Genomic DNA, 1,388 nt, shown 5'->3' with positions numbered 1-1,388 from the left:
GGTAGTGTAAAATAAACTGTGTCACGCATTATTTATCTCTAGAAAACTCATCGGTCGGGGAACGGCCCGCGCCAAGGGGCGGGACCACCCGTCCCGACGAGCGTAAAATTACAATAATTTAAACCGGTTTCCAAACTTTATAGCCAGTTGTTGCGAGATGGTAGCCCAATTGGCCAGTGGCATGGTCCATTTCTTACGTATATTGCGGTATGCAAGATAAACAAGTTTCTCAAGGGCTGTATCCGATGGGAACACGCCCTTGTTTTTTGTTACCTTGCGGATCTGACGGTGATACCCCTCAACGGTATTTGTGGTATAGATAAGCTTACGGATGACCGGAGTATACTGGAAGTATTCGGACAGCTTATCCCAGTTGTCCTGCCAGGATCTGATAACGACAGGATACTGTTCACCCCATTTTTCATCCAGCTTGAGGAGCTCATTTTCTGCGGATTCCTTATTGACTGCCTGATAGACACATTTCAAATCCCTTAAGAACTCCTTCTGATTCTTGGATCCTACATACTTGATGGAGTTACGTATCTGATGTACTACACAAAGCTGTACGGCTGTATTAGGATAAACGCTTTGAATGGCTTCAGGAAACCCCTTCAGACCGTCTATACAGGCAATGAGAATATCCTCAACTCCACGGTTCTGAAGGTCTGTCAACACGCTGAGCCAGAAGTTTGCTCCCTCATTCCTTGATATATACATTCCAAGTAACTCCTTGTGTCCCTCCCTGTCAATGCTCAGTACATTATAGATTGCACGGGTTACCGCGCAGCCACGTTCATCCGTTACTTTGTAATGAATGGCATCCATCCAGACTATAGGATAAACAGAATCAAGCATCCGTGATTTCCATGCTTTTATCTCCGGAAGTACACGGTCTGTGATGGAACTGATTGTGTCGGCCGAAACACGATTCCCAAGATTTTCTTCCATCCAGTCACTGATTTCCCTTGTGCTGTTTCCCATTGCATACAAGCCAATTATACGGTCAGCAACACCTTCTGCCAGAATAGTCTCACGCTTCTTGATAAACTGGGGATCAAAACTCGAATTACGGTCACGGGGAGTGGAAACGGTTACTTCGCCCAAGGGAGTCTGAACCTGCTTTTGCATCTTTCCGTTACGACGGTTACCCATCTGGCGTTCTTCTTCTGTCAAATGTGCATCCATCTCTCCTTCCAGGGCTGCATTCAATATACTTTCCAATAGTGGGGCAAAGGCGCCGTCCTTACCCAACAAAGGCTTGCCGGCTTTCAGCTGTTCAATGGCCTTGTTCTTGATACTCTCGAAATCAAATTCTTCTTTCATAAAAAAAACTGTGTTAGCAAAGTTAATACTTTATTCCTTGCTGACACAGTTTAATTTACATCCTC

General features: G+C 45.1%; 1 protein-coding gene. It reads right to left on the bottom strand.

The genetic code is table 11. The annotated features are described in order from the left end of the window. Nucleotides 1-108: 108 nt before the first annotated feature. Nucleotides 109-1,323, bottom strand: a complete 1,215-nt coding sequence (locus DXD78_RS20885; RefSeq protein WP_005837038.1) for an IS256 family transposase — start codon at nt 1,321-1,323, stop codon at nt 109-111. Nucleotides 1,324-1,388 lie beyond the last annotated feature (65 nt).

The organism is Bacteroides sp. D20 (genome assembly GCF_003436255.1).
GTDB classification, from domain to species: Bacteria; Bacteroidota; Bacteroidia; order Bacteroidales; family Bacteroidaceae; genus Bacteroides; species Bacteroides uniformis.
Note: the sequence above shows the minus strand (reverse complement) of the source record. Positions and strands in the feature narration are given on the sequence as shown.